A 15,242-nucleotide genomic window follows, 5' to 3' on the forward strand; every position below is an offset into this window, starting at 1 on the left:
GGGTCGTGGTTTGGCAGTATGTGGGGGGTGTGGGGGACTGTGTCGCGGGGGCGGGGCGGGGGTTGTTTTGGGGCCACCAACAGCCGGCGGGCCACCCCCGGCTCTACGTCCATGCCGCCCTGTCATCGATTCGTCATCCAACTGCGGTAGAGCGGCTGGCCGCCTCCCGCTAATCTGGCCGGCCCTCGCGATGCATCTGCACCCCCATGAAGCGCCTCCTGCTGCCCTTGCTGGCCGGAGCCGGCCTGTGGCTGGCGGCCTGTTCCTCCATCGATACCTCGGCCTCGTCCACCTCGCTCAGCGACCGCCTGATCGCGCCGGGCGGTGTCTCCACGCTGCTGGACATGCCGCGCATTTCCGCGGCAGTGGACAGCGTGCCGAACCGGCACGGTGAGGTCACCAGCCGCGCCGGCATTCCCATCTTCTGGCGCGCCTTCGACCCGGGCCAGTATGGCGTGCAGTACCAATACCTCGCGCAGGCGCACGAGAACGGTCAGCCGTTGCAGACCGGTTTGCAGCTGAGCCTGCCCAGGACGTTCCAGCCGCAGGCACCGCGCGGCACGGTGGTGCTGCTGCACGGCTGGATGATGAACGGCGATTCGATGCTGCCGTGGTCGCTGCAACTGGCACAGAGCGGCTACCGGGTGGTCACCATCGACCTGCGCAACCACGGCCATTCGGGCGCGGGCCCCTCGGGTTACGGTACGTTTGAATCGGACGACGTGGTCGACGTGATCGACGCGCTGCAGGCCAAGGGCGAAGTGCAGGGCCCGCTGTATCTGTTCGGTGTGTCCTACGGTGCAGCCACGGCGCTGTTCACTGCGGACAAGCTGGGCGACCGGGTCACGGGTGTGGTGGCGATGGAGTCGTTCGCCAATGCAGGCGATGCGATCCGCAGCATGATTCCGCATCTGATGTCGCTGCAGCCGACCGCATGGAAGGCGCAGGCGATGGCGGCGTATGGTCGCTGGCGCTACGGCAGCCAGGACATCAACGCGGTGATCGCTGCCGCCAGCCAGCGCCTGGACCTCGACCTGAACCAGGTCGACGTAACCCGCGCAGTGGCCGACACCCGCGCCTGCGTGTTGCTGCTGCACGGCCAGGACGACGCCCACGTGCGCGTCGACCAGGGCCGCAAGCTGGCCGCCGCCAGCGATCGCGTGCACTACATCGAGCTGCGCGGCGAGGACCACATCACGTTGCCGCTGCGTCTGGACCTGCTGGGCGGCGTAGTGGATGACTGGCTCGCCCACGACGCGCACGCCGGCGGCCGTTGCCCGAGCCCGCAGCTTCCCGCCGAAGCCGACCGCCTGGCGATGGCAGCAGCGGTAGCCGCGCGCGCCGGTTGATGCCGGATTGCATGTGTTCCGTGCCGCCGGGGTTCGCCCGGCTCCTGGCACGTAGCCCGGTAGCGTCGGTCGGCAGACGACGGCCGTGAAATCCCCAACATCCGATAACGCATGACCCCGAATCGACATTGCCGTTGATCCGGCATTTCCCATGGCCACCAGCCAATTGTCTGGGGCGTGCCGGGGTGGGTTTGGGGGACCGTCAAAAACATGGATGTTTTTGACGAGCCTCCATGGATGGATTCACGGCGTGTCCCGCAAACCCACCCCGGTACGCCCAAACAGGGAAGCCAGTGAGCACCGGCTGTTCGCCGGAATTCCACAACGCAAAAAAAAACAGCAGCCGATGGCTGCCGTTCTTTTGCGATGCGATGGTGCGCCCGGAGAGATTCGAACTCCCGACCGCCTGGTTCGTAGCCAGGTACTCTATCCAACTGAGCTACGGGCGCATTTACATCACGTTGTACTGCTTTAGACAGCGGCGGAGCTGCCTACCTGTTGATGGTGCGCCCGGAGAGATTCGAACTCCCGACCGCCTGGTTCGTAGCCAGGTACTCTATCCAACTGAGCTACGGGCGCGTCAACAGGAGCGGAATTATGCGGATCGAGGCTCCATCCGTCAACGCCTTTGTGAAGACTTTCATTCAAATGAATGAAAAAGCGCTTCCACCACGGCCCCCGGCGACTTCATCCAGGCGAAGTGATCGGCACGCGTGCCAAGGGCCGAAGCCGGTACCACCTGCAACTGCGAACGCACCTGCGGCAGTTTCGCCAGCAGGCCCCGCATCGAGCCCACTGGTGCGAACCAGTCCTGTTCCAGCACCACCGCCTGCGCCTGCCCGTGCAGCAGCTGCATTGAACGGTCCAGATCGTCCGCCATGCCCACCGCCGCGTAGTGGTTGCTCAGCCCCACCCGCGCCCAGTCCTTGATCAGCCCCCGCGCCTCGGTGCCGCCAAAGCCCAGCCGGCGGCCGGGCAGGGTGCCCTGGCGCTGCGCCAGCCACGGCAGGAAGCGGTACACCAGCGGCAGCAGCCAGCCGCGAGGTGCCGGGAAGGTCCGCCAGTACGGCGTTCCCGTCGCTACCAGCCAGAAGCGCTCGAACACGGACGGGTGCTGTCCCGCGAATACACAGGCCAGCTGGCCCCCCAGGCTGTGCCCGCCGATGATCAGCGGGGCCGTCCCATGCAGTCGCACCGCCGCCAGGCTGGCCGGCAGGTCCTGCTGCAGAATTTCCCGGTAAGCCCAGTCCTGCGTGCGCGACGGGCGCAGGCTGCTGCTGCCGTTGCCACGCCACTCGTGAAGGAATACCGCCACGCCGCGCGTTGCCAGTGCATCCGCGAACGCCTGGTAGTTGCGCGCCGAAACCCCCAGCGCCGGCAGCCACAGCAGTTGCGCGCGCGGTTGCGCCGGGATCCGTGCGATCAGCTCAAAACGGTGGCCGTCATCGGCCTGCGCCGGAATCAGTATCGAACGGGTCATGCCGGCCGCGCCGCGCCGAAATGATCCAGCACCAGCACCTCGCTGCGCCCGGGCGTGTAGCCGCCCTGCAGGCCGCGCGCCACATAGTCGATGGCCGCCTCGCAGGCATTGGCCAGCGACAGCCCGCAACACAGCTGCGCCGCAATCGCAGAGGCCAGGGTGCAGCCGGTGCCGTGTGCGTCCACCGGCAGGCGGGCATGGATGAAGGCTTCAAAGGTGACCCCATCAAAGAAGCGATCCACCACACGGCTGCCCTCGGCCAGATGGCCGCCCTTGAGCAGCACCGCGCCTGCGCCCAGGTCGGTCAGCGCGCTGGCCGCGTCCTCGGCCTCTTCGCCGTTGCGGATGCGCCGGCCGAGCAGCAGCTCGGCTTCCGGCGTGTTCGGCGTCACCAGCGTGGCCAGCGGCAGCAGCCGCGTGCGCAGGGCGTGCAGGGCGCTGTCTTCCAGCAGCTTGGCCCCGCTGGTGGCGACCATCACCGGGTCGAGGATGATGTGCGGCGGGCGATGCTTCTCCAGCGCGGTGGCGACCAGTTCGATCACCTCGGCATTGGCCAGCATGCCCAGCTTCACCGCGTGGATGTCGAAGTCGGCAAAGCACGCATCGATCTGCGCCTGCAGGAAGTCCAGTGGCGGCACATGCACGGCAGTGACGCCACGGGTGTTCTGCGCGGTCAGCGCGGCAATCGCGGAAAGGCCATGCACGCGGTGGGCGGCGAATGCCTTCAGGTCGGCCTGGATGCCGGCACCACCACCGGAATCGGAACCGGCAATGGTCAGGGCGGAGACGGGAGTGGATGGGCTCATTGCGCGATTGTGCAATGTTTGTTCAACGCGTGCGCAGCAGGGTCCACTGCCGATGCAGCACGTAACCCAGCCCGGTGCAGCCGGTCAGGGCTGCCGGGGCCAGCAGCGCCAGGTAGTGCATGCGCATGAACAACCATGCGCCGATCACGCCGCCGGCCAGAAAGCCGCTGACGATCAGCCCGCTCAGGGTCAACCGTCGCATCGGCAGCGGCAGCCCGCGCAGCAGGTGGCCCAGGCCGATGCCCAGGTCGGTGAACATGCCGCTGAGGTGGGTGGTGCGCACCACCGCGCCGCTGAACGTGGTGGCCATCGCATTCTGCAGGCCGCAGGCCATCGATGCGGCCAGCGCGCCCCAGATCTGCTGTCGCTGGAACAGGGGGATGGCCACCAGCAACAGCACCGATTCCAGTGTAAGCACCACGCCGTAGCGACGGCCCAGTTGAAGGGTGCTGTCCTGCACGATCATGCCGCTGAGCATAGCGCCGAGGCAGAACGCGATCAGCAGGCCCCACAGGTGGCCGACCACGCGCCAATCGCCCTGCGCCAGCGCCATGCCAAGCTGGCTGGTGGTGCCGGTCATGTGGCTGACCGCCTGGTGCTCGAAACCCAGAAAGCCCACCACGTTGACCATGCCGGCCACGCACGACAACGCGATCGCGCCGATCCACACCCAGGCCGGCAGGCGGATGCTCATGCTGCGGCAGCAGCGTGTTTCATGGCCGGATCAGCGTCCGCCCGGCGGGCCGTTGAACTGCACTTCCGAGAACTGGCCGCTGGCCGGGTCGAATACCGCGCCCCAGAACTGCGCACCACCGTCGCAGACCCGGATCGCCTCACGCGACGGATCGATCTCGCTGTGGTCGGGCAGGTGGAAGGCATTGAGGTAGATCAGCTGGTGGCCATCCATTTCGATGCCGACGTACTGGCGGTCGAAATCGACCACCTTGGGGATCTGCGCTTCCAGCGTGGGCAGCTGCGCTTCGAGCTGTTCGATCTGGGCGCGGCTGGGAGCCCAGTAACCGCTGAGCCGCCCCGGCGGCTGGCCGGGGCTGGGGCGCGAGCAGGTATCCAGCACCTGCGCGGCGATGACCGGGCGGGTGACCACCCAGGACTGGCCGGTTTTGACCGCGGTAGGGACCGTGGCCCCCGGGCGGGTATTGGATGGCGTGCAGGCAGCCGCCAGCGCAGCAAGCGCCAGCGGCAGCAGGGCACGGAGTGGCATGCGGATCACAGCACCTCCGAAGCGTAATCGGCCAGGCGCGAACGCTCGCCCCGGCGCAGGGTGATATGCGCACTGTGCGGCCAGTTCTTGAAGCGGTCCACCGCGTAGGTCAGGCCCGAGGTGGTTTCGGTCAGGTACGGGGTGTCGATCTGCTCCACGTTGCCCAGGCAGACGATCTTGGTACCGGGGCCGGCGCGGGTGATCAGGGTCTTCATCTGCTTGGGGGTGAGGTTCTGCGCCTCGTCCAGGATCAGATAGCGCGACAGGAAGGTGCGTCCGCGCATGAAGTTCAGCGAGCGGATCTTGATCCGGCTGGCCAGCAGGTCATTGGTGGCCGCGCGACCCCAGGCCCCGCCTTCCTGCGGCTGGGTCAGCACTTCCAGGTTGTCGGTCAGCGCGCCCATCCACGGCGTCATCTTTTCTTCTTCGGTGCCGGGCAGGAAGCCGATGTCCTCGCCCACGCTCACCGTGGCACGGGTCATGATGATCTCGCGGTAGCGCTGCTGGTCCATGGTCTGGGCCAGACCCGCCGCCAGTGCCAGCAGGGTCTTGCCGGTGCCGGCGGTGCCGAGCAGGGTGACAAAATCGATTTCCGGGTCCATCAGCGCGTTGAGGGCGAAGTTCTGCTCGCGGTTGCGCGCGCTGATTCCCCACACTGCGTGACTGCCATGGCGGTAGTCGTTGACCAGCGACAGGGTGATCTTCTCGCCCTCGACCTTGGCCACCCGCATTTCCACTTCGTCGTCGCCGGGCAGGTAGACGTACTGGTTGGGATACCAGTCCTCGCTTTCGGTGGCGCGCACCTCGTAGGTGGTACGGCCCTTGTCGCTCCAGCTGCGCAGGTCGTCGGTGTGCTGCTTCCAGAAGTCTTCCGGCAGCTGCGTGGCACCGGTGTAGAGCAGGCTGAAGTCGTCCAGCGCGCGGTCGTTCTCGTAATCTTCCGAGACGATGCCGGCAATGGCGGCCTTGATCCGCAGGTTGATGTCCTTGGACACGAACACCACCGGAATGTCCGGCGTGAATTCCTTCAATGCCAGGATCGCGCCGAGGATCGCGTTGTCCGGAATCACCGCACCGAAGCTTTTGCCGGCTTCGAAGTGGCTGGTCTGGAAGCGCAGCTTGCCGGCGCTCTGCTTGCCGCGCAGCTGCAGCCCGTTCGGGCGCTGCAGCGGAATGCCTTCGGCCAGGTTGTCCAGGCCCGAGGCTTCGACCAGTTCGTTGAGGAAACGGCTGACCTGCCGCGCGTTGCGGCTGGCTTCGGACGTGCCCTTTTTGCCGTTGTCCAGCTCTTCGATCACCTGCATCGGCAGGTAGACATCATGTTCCTCGAATTTGAACAGCGCGGTTGGATCGTGCATCAGCACGTTGGTATCCAGTACGTAGATGCGCTTGCCTCGGGTCATCGTCATTTCCTGGTGGCAGAACAGGGACAAGCCATCACGGCCTGCAGGGCAGGGTGATGGCCATTGGGGGGTACCGGATAGCTCACTGGGTTTTCGCGGCCTTCAGGGCTTCAAGGACGGACTCTGCGTGGCCGGCCACTTTGACCTTGCGCCACGATTCCACAATACGACTGTCGGGCGAAATGAGGAAGGTGCTGCGTTCGATGCCGCGCACCTGCTTGCCGTACATGTTCTTCAGCTTGATCACATCGAACGCGCTGCACAGTGCTTCGTCGCTGTCGCTGATGAGCGGGAAGTTGAAGCCCTGCTTGGCGCAGAAGTTGTCGTGCGACTTCACCGAATCACGCGAGACGCCGAACACCTGCGCGCCAGCGCGCTTGAACTTCGGCAGCAGCGCGTTGAAGTCGATGCCTTCGGTGGTGCACCCGGGGGTGCTGTCCTTGGGGTAGAAGTACAGCACCAGCCACTGGCCGGCGAGTTCGCCGAGGGTGGTGTGTTCGCCGCCGGAAAGTGCCAGCGGCAGAGAGAGGGTGGTGCTGTCCAGGGTGTCGCCGTTGTTCATGAGGTCCTTGTTCCGGAGCCTGGGGTACGTCTGCTACAACTGCATGAAACGCCGCGCGTCCGTGACGAACGCGCGAAAGTCAGAACTTCATCGGGTCCATGATCGCGTCCAGGTTCAGGTGGTCGCAGAATTCCAGGAAGTCGTCGCGCAGTGCGGCGATGTGCATGTTGGCGGGTACGCCGATGGTGACCTGCGCGGAGAACATTTCCGCACCGGTCTGCATGGCGCGGTAGCGCGTGCTCTGCAGGTTCTCGATGGTGATGCCCTGGCGGTCGAAGAAGTCGGCCAGCTGGAACAGGATGCCCGGCTTGTCGGCGGCGATCACTTCCACGATGTAGGGCAGCAGGTTGGACTGCGCCTGCTTGGCCCCGGTGCGGTACCACACCAGCTTCAGGCCTTCCTCGCGCTCCAGCCGGGTCAGCATCGCTTCCAGCTTGGCCACGGCATCCCACGAGCCCGTGGCCAATGCGGTCACCGAGACATCGCGGCCTACGGTGGCCAGGCGCGCATCGACCAGATTGCAGCCACTGTCGGCAATGCGCCGGGTCACAGGCAGCAGGGGGGACTCCGGATGCGTCGTATAGGCGTTGATCAGGAGGTGGTTTTCGGTCGGCGCAGGCCGCGGCGTGGTGTCGGTCAAGGGGGTTCCGGTAATGCAGGGTGAGTCTGAACGGTGCCGAACGGCACGTTCGCCGGAGTCCAGCATACTTGCCCGCGCTTTCGGCCCGCAAGTAACATGCAGAAGGCATCCGGCCGGCGTCCGCGCGGCCTGCCTTTCCCCTTCTTCCGAGCATTGTTCCTTGTCTCTTTCCGGTCTCATCACCGCGCTGGCCACGCCTTTCCAGGCCAATGGCGCATTGGATCCCGACGGTTGGCAGCGTCTGCTGCACCTGCAGCTGGAGGGGGGCGTTCACGGAGTCGTGGTGGCCGGTTCCACCGGTGAAGCGGCGACTCTGTCCGACGACGAATATGACCACCTGCTGCGCAGCGCGGTGAAAACCGTGGCCGGGCGCGTGCCGGTCATTGCCGGCACCGGGCTGTCGGGTACAGCCAAAACCATCGAGCAGACCCGTCGCGCGGCGGCCAACGGTGCCACCCACGCGCTGGTGGTGACCCCGCCTTACGTGCGTCCGACCCAGGCAGGTCTGATCGCGCATTACCGCGCGGTGGCCGACCAGGGCGGTCTGCCGGTCATCCTGTACAACGTGCCGGGCCGGACCGGCTGCGACATGCTGCCGGAAACCGTGGCAGAGCTGGCGAACCACCCAAACATCGTCGGCATCAAGGAGGCGGTCGGCGACAACGGCCGGGTACAGGCGCTGCTGGCGCTGCGTTCGGCCGACTTCGCGATCCTCAGTGGTGACGATGGCACGGCGGCGCGCTCGATCCTGTCGGGCATCGACGGCCTGATTTCGGTGGGCTCCAACGCATTGCCGGGGGCCTATCGGCGCATGTGCGACCTGGCCGCGGCTGGCGAGCGTGAGGCAACCGAAGCCTGGAATGCGCGCCTGGACCCGTTCCACGATTTCTGCGGGGTCGAGCCGAACCCGATTCCGGTAAAGGAACTGCTGCACCGGATCGGCATCGGCCACGGCCTGCGACTGCCGTTGTTGCGGCTGTCCGAGGCCCACCATGCCGCCGCCGAACATCTGGCTGCCGACATCGGGGCCCTTGAAGCACTTTCCAGCCACTGAACCGCAGTGGCCTGAACCTGGAGATTCACATGCGTCAATCTGTTTCCGCCATCCGCGTGCTGTCTTTCGCGATCCTGGCCACGGCCACCCTGGTGGGTACCACCGGCTGCTTCAATCGTGGCGCGAAGGGCGACTACGCGCTGGCCCCGGAAATGCGTCCGCTGGAAGTCCCGCCGGACCTGAATGCACCGGGCAACCCGTCCGCACAGGTGCCGGTGCTGGCCTCGCAGGCCGCCCGTCCGGCTCCGGCCGCTGACCCGGCTGCGGCTGGCGCGGGCTTCAACGTGGCTGGCAGCAAGGACGAGGTCTTTGCCAAGGTGGGTACGGCGCTGGAATCGACCCCGGGCGTGACCATCGCCAGCAAGGCGCAGCTGCTGGGCTCCTACGACGTGGCCTATGAAGACAACAACTTCCTGGTCCGCGTCGTGGCCGTCGAAGCCGGTGCCTACGTCTCCACCGTCGACCCGCGCGGCCTGCCGGCCACCGGCCCGGCCCCGACCAAGCTGCTGGCCGAACTGAAGGCAAAGCTGGCTCCGTAATCCTGCGGCGTGCCGGATTGCACGATTCGCACGCCCCAGACAGAGGCCGGTGGCCACGGAAGATCAAAACCCGCTCGAGGCTGTTGCTCGTTCCGTCCGCATCGCGATGAACCATCTGGGGAGGCCCACAGGTAGCCCCCGGAGGGACACTCCACGGCATGGATGCCGTGGAGTAGCTTACATGGACGTACTTGCAGCGTGTCCCGGAGCGGGGCTGCCTGTGGGCCTCCCCGGCACGTATCAATCGAAACGCTGCTGTTCACGAGAAACCAAACAAAAAAGGCACCCGAAGGTGCCTTTTTGCCTCAGCGCTCCAGCAGCTCCAGTTTCCCTGGCTTGCCATCCCACTCACCGGCATCGGCCGGCGGGTCCTTGCGCACGGTCAGTACCGGCCAGGCCTTGGCCAGCTCGGCGTTCAGGCCGACGAACACTTCCTGCCCGGCGGGCACATCGTCTTCCGGGAAAATCGCGTTGACCGGGCACTCCGGTTCGCACAGGGTGCAGTCGATGCACTCGTCCGGGTCGATCACCAGGAAGTTCGGACCTTCGTGGAAACAGTCCACGGGGCACACTTCCACACAGTCGGTGTGCTTGCACTTGATGCAGTTTTCGGTGACGACAAAGGGCATGGCTGGATCAGAATCGGACGGTAAGCCGGACAATTCTAGAACAGTTGCGGCTTTGTCGCAGTGCACGATGCGCCGTCGCCGCCCCCCGGGTATAGATAGCCGTGCCCACCGGTAGACAGCCAGGGCCCGGGAAGTGGGGCTTCCCCCAAGGCCGCCGGGCGCTGAAAACCTGTGAGAACCCGCTTCAGCTGTACCTGCCGTGTTGACCGTCCGCTGTCTCCTCTCTGCCAGGGCCTTCCATGTCGATACCCGTTGCTGCCACTGCCGCACCCGGCGAAAACACCTCCTTCATCGTCCTCATCAGCTGCGTGGCCACCTTGGGCGGCTTCCTGTTCGGTTTCGACAGCGGGGTCATCAACGGCACCGTTGACGGCCTCAAGCAGACCTTCCAGTCCAGCCAGGCCGGAATCGGGTTTGAAGTGGCCTCCATGCTGCTGGGCTGCGCGATCGGTGCGTTCTTCGCCGGTCGCCTGGGCGACCGTCTTGGCCGTCGCGGCGTGCTGATCATCGCGGCGGTGCTGTTCCTGCTCTCCGCGCTGGGGGCAGGGGCTGCGCACAGCTCACTGGCGTTCGTGATCGCCCGCGTGGTCGGCGGCTTTGCCGTCGGCGCGGCCAGCGTCATGTCACCGGCCTACATCGCCGAGGTCGCCTCGGCCCGCTATCGCGGGCGGCTGGCCACGGTGCAGCAGATCGCGATCATCAGTGGCCTGTTCTGCGCTTTCCTGAGCAACTACCTGCTGGCCCGCGCGGCGGGGGCCTCCACCGAGGCGCTGTGGCTGGGCCAGGCCGCGTGGCGCTGGATGTTCTGGATGCAGGCTATTCCCTCGGCCCTGTTCCTGGTGCTGCTGCTGGTCATTCCGGAAAGCCCGCGCTACCTGGTGGTGAAGGGGCGGCGTGAACAGGCGCTGGAGGTGATGACCCGCCTGTACGGGCCGGCCGAGGCCCAGGCCAAGCTGGGCGAAATTGATGCGTCGCTGTCCCAGGACCAGCACCGTCCGCGCCTGTCCGATCTGGTCGACAAGGCCACCGGCAAGCTGCGCCGGATCGTCTGGGTCGGCATCGGCCTGGCCGTGTTCCAGCAGCTGGTCGGCATCAACGTGGTGTTCTACTACGGCGCGGTGCTGTGGCAGGCGGTCGGCTTCTCGGAAAGCGATGCGCTGCTGATCAACGTGCTGTCCGGCGCGCTCAGCATCGGGGCCTGCCTGCTGACCGTGGTGCTGATCGATCGCATCGGCCGCAAGCCGCTGCTGTGGGTGGGCTCGGCCGGCATGGCGGTGACCCTGGCGCTGGTGGTGGTGGCCTTCTCCAGTGGCTCGCTGGTGGACGGTCGCCTGCAGCTGTCCGACCAGATGGGCGTGCTGGCCCTGGTGGCGGCCAATGCCTACGTGGTGTTCTTCAACATGTCCTGGGGCCCGGTCATGTGGGTGATGCTGGGTGAGATGTTCCCGAACCAGATCCGCGGGTCCGGGCTGGCCGTGGCCGGCGCGGCGCAGTGGACGGCCAATTTTGCGATCACCGTGAGCTTCCCGGTGCTGCTGACCGGAATCGGCCTGGCCGGGGCCTACGGGCTGTATACGGCCGCGGCCGTGGCCTCGGTGTTCTTCGTGCTGCGCTATGTGCACGAGACCAAGGGCAAGGAACTGGAGCAGATGGAGGGCTGAGCGGGGCGCGCGCCCAACAAAAAACCCCGCCAAGGCGGGGTTTTTCATGTCTGCGGCTTCACGACTGGCGCTCCCTAGGGGACTCGAACCCCTGTTTTAGCCTTGAGAGGGCCACGTCCTGACCACTAGACGAAGGGAGCGTGCTTTGTCGCGAGCGGCGCAGCGCGCTAGTATATTGGCGACGATGCCATTGGGCAATCCCGAAACTTCAACCGGAAGCGCCAACATCAATTCCTCTGCACCATCCTCGTTCGGTCTGCGCGTGATCCCCCGCGACCAGCACAACATCTCCCGCAAGGACATCAGCCCCAACGCGCTGCGCGTGCTTTACCGGCTGCGTGACTCCGGGTTTGGCGCTTATCTCGTTGGCGGGGCCGTGCGCGACCTGCTGGTCGGCGGGCATCCGAAAGACTTCGACGTGGCCACTGACGCCACCCCGGAGCAGGTCAAGGCGCTGTTCCGCAACTGCCGTCTGATCGGCCGCCGGTTCCGCCTGGCGCACGTGGTGTTCGGCCGCGAGATCATCGAAGTGGCCACCTTCCGCGCCAACAGTGACGATGGCAGCGGCGACCGCGAGATGGAAAACGGCATGCTGGTACGCGACAACGTGTACGGCACCATCGAAGACGACGCGGTGCGCCGCGACTTCAGCTGCAATGCGCTGTACTACGCCATCGAAGACTTCTCGGTGCGCGACTACACCGGCGGCTTCGAAGACGTGCAGGCGCGCCTGATGAAGCTCATCGGCGACCCCGAGCAGCGCTACCGCGAAGACCCGGTGCGCATGCTGCGCGCGGTACGTCTGGCGGCCAAGCTCGGTTTCCAGATCGAGCAGGCCACCGCCGAACCGCTGCCGCGCCTGGCCGGCCTGCTGTCCGAAGCCGCCCCGGCGCGTCTGTTCGAGGAAGTGCTCAAGCTGTTCCTGTCCGGGCACGGTGTGGCCAGCTTCGAAGGCCTGGAGCGCTACGGCCTGCTCGACGTGCTGTTCCCGGAAAGCGCCGCCGCGCTGCGCAGCAACCGCAGCGGTGCGCTGCGCCGCATGGTGATCGAAGGCCTGCACAGCACCGACCAGCGCGTGGCCAATGACGAGCCGGTGTCGCCGTCGTTCCTGTTCGCGCTGCTGCTGTGGCCGGCGTTCTGCCGCGCCCTGGCGACCCTGCAGAAGCAGGGCGTGGCACTGGAAGAGGCCCAGCGGCGTGCCGCCGACCGGGTCACCCTGCACCAGCTGACGACCATCGCACTGCCGCGCCGCTTCTCGCTGCCGATGCAGGAAATCTGGCTGCTGCAGGGCCGCTTCAGCTCGCGCCAGCGCAAGCGCGTGTTCCGCACCCTCACGCACCCGCGCTTCCGTGCGGCCTTCGACTTCCTGGCGCTGCGCCAGGTCGCCTCCAGCGAGCACGAAGCCGATGTGCAGTTCTGGCGCGAAGCCCAGCAGCAGTCGGGTGCCGAACTGGATTCCACCCTGGAAGCGGCACAGGCCGAGGTCGCGCTGGACGAGGAGGGGGCTCCGCGCAAGCGTCGCCGCCGTCGTCGGCGTACCGGTGGTCCGGCAGGCGAGTAAGCCGTGACCCTGGCCTGCATCGGCCTGGGGGCCAACCTGGGTGACGCCGCGCAGACGCTGCGCGGTGCCTTTGCCGCGCTGGCGGAGCTGCCGCAGACCACGCTGCGGACACGCTCGCAGCTGTATGCGACCCCGGCCTGGGGCAATGAAGACCAGCCGCCCTTCATCAATGCAGCCGCAGTGCTGGACACCGCACTGCCGGCCCAGGCACTGCTGGAGGCGCTGCTGGGGATCGAGCACGCGTTTGGTCGGGTACGTGACCCCGCCGTCCATTGGGGACCCCGCGTGCTCGACCTGGACCTGCTGTTGTATGCCGACCAGGTGATCGACCTGCCGCAGCTGAAGGTGCCGCATCCGTTCCTGCACGAACGCGCCTTCGCGCTGGTGCCGCTGGCCGAGATCGCCCCGGATGCGCTGATTCCGGGGCAGGGCCGGATACGGGATGCAGTGATGCGAATCGATATCAGCGGGATCGCGTCAATAGGAGGATAATGCGGGGCTTATCGCCACCGGTTATCAGTACATGAGCACGCACGCAGACAGCAAACCCTGGACCGTTCCCGCCCTGGCCGAGGCCAAGCGCAACGGGCAGAAGCTGGTCATGTTGACCGCTTACGACGCAGGCTTTGCGCGCACCTTTGACGCCAACGGCGTGGACCTGATCCTGATCGGCGACTCGCTGGGCATGGTGGTGCAGGGGCATGACTCGACCCTGCCGGTGACCGTGGCTGACATGGTCTACCACACCCGTGTGGTGGCCCGCGTGCTGCAGCGCGCCCTGCTGGTGGCCGACCTGCCGTTCGGTGCCGATGCCACCCCCGAGCGCGCGCTGGAAGCCTCGCTGCAGCTGCTGCAGGCCGGGGCGGAGATGGTCAAGATCGAAGGTGCCGGCTTCAAGCTGGACATCATCCGCCACTTGGTGGAGCGCGAGATTCCGGTCTGCTCGCACCTGGGGCTGACCCCGCAGTCGGTGCTGCGCCTGGGTGGCTACCGGGTCCAGGGTCGTGGCGACGCGGCTGAGCAGTTGCGCGCCGATGCGAAGGCCGCCGTCGATGCCGGTGCCACCCTGGTGGTGCTGGAATGCGTGCCGACCCCGATTGCCACCCAGATCAGCGCCGAGATCAGCGCGCCCACCATCGGCATCGGTGCCGGCCCGGGCTGTGATGGTCAGGTGCTGGTGATGCACGATTTCCTCGGCCTGGACAGCGGCCACCGCCGACCCAAGTTCGTCAAGGATTTCCTTGCCGAAGGCGGTTCGGTGGCCGGTGCGGTCCATGCCTACGCCGACGCCGTGCGCGACGGCTCCTTCCCCGACGCAGAACACGCCTACGCATCATGATTGAAACCGTCACCGAACTGTCCCGTCTGCGCGCCGTCGTCAACGGCTGGAAGCGCGAGGGCCTGCGCGTCGCGCTGGTCCCGACCATGGGCAACCTGCATGCGGGCCATTACTCGCTGGTCACCCTGGCCCGCCAGTACGCGGACCGCGTGGTCTCCAGCGTGTTCGTCAATCCGACCCAGTTCGGCCCGAACGAGGACTTCACCCGCTACCCGCGGACGCCGGAAGCGGACACCTCCGGGCTGGAGCAGGCGGGCTGCGACGTGCTGTGGCTGCCGACGGTGGAATCGATGTACCCGTTCGGTGTGGAACTGGCCGCCAACGTGCACGTGCCGGGCATCAGCAGCCTGCTGGAAGGCGCGCACCGCCCGGGCCATTTCGATGGCGTGTGCACGGTGGTGAGCCGCCTGTTCAACCAGGTGCAGCCGGACGTGGCCGCCTTCGGCAAGAAGGACTACCAGCAGCTGGCGGTGATCCGTCAGCTGGTGGAAGACCTGGCCTTCCCGATCCAGATCGTCGGTGGCGACATCGTTCGTGAAGAAGATGGCCTGGCGATGAGCTCGCGCAACCAGTACCTCAATGGCGAGCAGCGCCCGGTCTCGACCACCATCCACCAGGTGCTGCTGGGCATGCGCGAGGGCTTCATCGCCGGAAAGGCACGCAGCCTGATCGAAGCCGAGGCCACCGCCGCCCTGCAGGCCGCCGGCTTCCAGGTCGACTACGCCGTGATCCGCCTGCCGGACCTGTCCGAGCCGGCCGACAGCGACGTCGGCAACCGCGTCGCCCTGATCGCCGCCCGCATCGGCTCCACGCGCCTGATCGACAACCTAGAGTTCTGATCCGCAGGGGCATCCGGCCGTTGGCCGGATGCTTCACGCATCCGGGCGAACATCCTGTAGTCATCGGTTTCCGTGTTTGGGCCGGTCGGGGTGGGTTTGCGGGACACGCCGTGAATCCATCCATGGAGGCTACTCGGACGCCATCCATGGCGCCGAGT

16 protein-coding genes and 3 tRNA genes are annotated in these 15,242 nt (G+C 66.5%); 8 read left to right on the forward strand and 11 right to left on the reverse strand.

Going from position 1 to position 15,242, the window contains the following annotated elements:
- Nucleotides 1–206: 206 nt before the first annotated feature.
- Nucleotides 207–1,349 carry an alpha/beta fold hydrolase gene (locus EGJ34_RS15965; protein ID WP_125361490.1) on the forward strand — a complete coding sequence of 381 codons (1,143 nt, stop codon included), beginning with the start codon at nt 207–209 and terminating at the stop codon, nt 1,347–1,349.
- A 372-nt stretch (nt 1,350–1,721) separates the two neighbouring features.
- Here the strand turns inward: EGJ34_RS15965 and EGJ34_RS15970 are convergent.
- From EGJ34_RS15970 to EGJ34_RS16010, 9 genes are all read right to left on the reverse strand, one after another.
- Nucleotides 1,722–1,798: transfer RNA gene (locus EGJ34_RS15970), tRNA-Arg, on the reverse strand.
- 53 nt (nt 1,799–1,851) lie between these two features.
- Nucleotides 1,852–1,928: transfer RNA gene (locus EGJ34_RS15975), tRNA-Arg, on the reverse strand.
- Nucleotides 1,929–1,989: 61 nt separating this feature from the next.
- On the reverse strand, nt 1,990–2,829 hold the full coding sequence (locus tag EGJ34_RS15980; RefSeq protein WP_125361491.1) for an alpha/beta fold hydrolase: 840 nt from the start codon (nt 2,827–2,829) through the stop codon (nt 1,990–1,992).
- Complete coding sequence (thiD, locus tag EGJ34_RS15985; protein ID WP_125361492.1) at nt 2,826–3,635, reverse strand: bifunctional hydroxymethylpyrimidine kinase/phosphomethylpyrimidine kinase; 810 nt, start codon at nt 3,633–3,635, stop codon at nt 2,826–2,828. Before thiD ends, EGJ34_RS15980 begins: the two co-directional genes overlap by 4 nt.
- Before the next feature lie 22 nt (nt 3,636–3,657).
- On the reverse strand, nt 3,658–4,329 hold the full coding sequence (locus tag EGJ34_RS15990) for a YoaK family protein (protein WP_125361493.1): 672 nt from the start codon (nt 4,327–4,329) through the stop codon (nt 3,658–3,660).
- A 30-nt stretch (nt 4,330–4,359) separates the two neighbouring features.
- Nucleotides 4,360–4,857, reverse strand: coding sequence for a hypothetical protein (locus EGJ34_RS15995; RefSeq protein WP_125361494.1), 498 nt, complete (start codon nt 4,855–4,857; stop codon nt 4,360–4,362).
- 5 nt (nt 4,858–4,862) lie between these two features.
- The gene (locus EGJ34_RS16000; protein ID WP_125361495.1) at nt 4,863–6,260 is read right to left on the reverse strand and encodes a PhoH family protein; all 1,398 of its coding nucleotides are present in this window, start codon (nt 6,258–6,260) and stop codon (nt 4,863–4,865) included.
- Nucleotides 6,261–6,342: 82 nt separating this feature from the next.
- On the reverse strand, nt 6,343–6,822 hold the full coding sequence (locus EGJ34_RS16005; protein WP_125361496.1) for a peroxiredoxin: 480 nt from the start codon (nt 6,820–6,822) through the stop codon (nt 6,343–6,345).
- 79 nt (nt 6,823–6,901) lie between these two features.
- Complete coding sequence (locus EGJ34_RS16010; RefSeq protein WP_125361497.1) at nt 6,902–7,462, reverse strand: glycine cleavage system protein R; 561 nt, start codon at nt 7,460–7,462, stop codon at nt 6,902–6,904.
- A gap of 160 nt (nt 7,463–7,622) precedes the next feature.
- On the opposite strand from EGJ34_RS16010, the gene dapA reads away from it, so the two are divergent.
- Complete coding sequence (gene dapA, locus EGJ34_RS16015; protein WP_125361498.1) at nt 7,623–8,516, forward strand: 4-hydroxy-tetrahydrodipicolinate synthase; 894 nt, start codon at nt 7,623–7,625, stop codon at nt 8,514–8,516.
- 29 nt (nt 8,517–8,545) lie between these two features.
- Nucleotides 8,546–9,055, forward strand: a complete 510-nt coding sequence (locus EGJ34_RS16020) for a hypothetical protein (RefSeq protein ID WP_125361499.1) — start codon at nt 8,546–8,548, stop codon at nt 9,053–9,055.
- Nucleotides 9,056–9,360: 305 nt separating this feature from the next.
- On the opposite strand, the gene fdxA is transcribed toward EGJ34_RS16020, so the two are convergent.
- Entirely contained in the window at nt 9,361–9,684 is a 324-nt protein-coding gene (gene fdxA / locus EGJ34_RS16025; RefSeq protein WP_125361500.1) for a ferredoxin FdxA, read from the reverse strand.
- Nucleotides 9,685–9,923: 239 nt separating this feature from the next.
- On the opposite strand from fdxA, the gene EGJ34_RS16030 reads away from it, so the two are divergent.
- Entirely contained in the window at nt 9,924–11,345 is a 1,422-nt protein-coding gene (locus tag EGJ34_RS16030; protein ID WP_125361501.1) for a sugar porter family MFS transporter, read from the forward strand.
- A gap of 65 nt (nt 11,346–11,410) precedes the next feature.
- Here EGJ34_RS16030 and EGJ34_RS16035 read toward each other — a convergent pair.
- Nucleotides 11,411–11,485 (reverse strand) — tRNA-Glu (locus EGJ34_RS16035).
- Nucleotides 11,486–11,535: 50 nt separating this feature from the next.
- Here EGJ34_RS16035 and pcnB point away from each other — a divergent pair.
- Genes pcnB through panC form a run of 4 tightly spaced genes read left to right on the forward strand, consistent with a single transcriptional unit; the run spans nt 11,536 to nt 15,084 of the window.
- Nucleotides 11,536–12,906 (forward strand): polynucleotide adenylyltransferase PcnB, encoded by a 1,371-nt coding sequence (gene pcnB, locus EGJ34_RS16040; RefSeq protein WP_125361502.1) that lies wholly within the window; start codon nt 11,536–11,538, stop codon nt 12,904–12,906.
- Nucleotides 12,907–12,909: 3 nt separating this feature from the next.
- On the forward strand, nt 12,910–13,398 hold the full coding sequence (gene folK, locus EGJ34_RS16045; RefSeq protein WP_125361503.1) for a 2-amino-4-hydroxy-6-hydroxymethyldihydropteridine diphosphokinase: 489 nt from the start codon (nt 12,910–12,912) through the stop codon (nt 13,396–13,398).
- 31 nt (nt 13,399–13,429) lie between these two features.
- Complete coding sequence (gene panB, locus EGJ34_RS16050; RefSeq protein ID WP_125361504.1) at nt 13,430–14,245, forward strand: 3-methyl-2-oxobutanoate hydroxymethyltransferase; 816 nt, start codon at nt 13,430–13,432, stop codon at nt 14,243–14,245.
- Nucleotides 14,242–15,084, forward strand: a complete 843-nt coding sequence (gene panC / locus EGJ34_RS16055) for a pantoate--beta-alanine ligase (RefSeq protein ID WP_125361505.1) — start codon at nt 14,242–14,244, stop codon at nt 15,082–15,084. Before panB ends, panC begins: the two co-directional genes overlap by 4 nt.
- The last annotated feature ends 158 nt before the right edge of the window (nt 15,085–15,242 follow it).

It is taken from the genome of Stenotrophomonas sp. 278, assembly GCF_003935715.1.
Taxonomy (GTDB): domain Bacteria; phylum Pseudomonadota; class Gammaproteobacteria; order Xanthomonadales; family Xanthomonadaceae; genus Stenotrophomonas; species Stenotrophomonas maltophilia_AH.